A 294-nucleotide genomic window follows, 5' to 3' on the forward strand; every position below is an offset into this window, starting at 1 on the left:
AAGCGCTCGGCCCATCCCGGCGAGTTCGAGGAGCTCATCCGTTCGCGCATCATGGCCCTGTCGCGCTCGCACGACCTGCTGGTCACTTCGGAGTGGGCGGGTGCGAGCCTGTTCGATCTCATCCAGGAGCACCTGAAGCCGTTCGGCCACGAGGAGCGCATCTCGCTCTCCGGTCCGCTGCTGACGCTGCAGTCGAACGCTGTGCAGAATTTCGGCATGGCCTTCCATGAGCTCTGCACCAACTCGTCCAAATATGGCGCGCTAGCGGTCGAGGGCGGCCATGTCGAAATCACC

At 63.6% G+C, this 294-nt stretch carries 1 protein-coding gene; it reads left to right on the forward strand.

What is annotated here, in order from left to right; all coding sequences use genetic code 11:
- Window positions 1–294, forward strand: a 294-nt coding sequence (locus tag EN846_RS34555) for a sensor histidine kinase (protein ID WP_135928159.1), incomplete at both ends; no start/stop codon positions are given.

The organism is Mesorhizobium sp. M4B.F.Ca.ET.203.01.1.1 (assembly GCF_004791025.1).
In the GTDB taxonomy this organism is placed as follows: Bacteria; Pseudomonadota; Alphaproteobacteria; order Rhizobiales; family Rhizobiaceae; genus Mesorhizobium; species Mesorhizobium abyssinicae.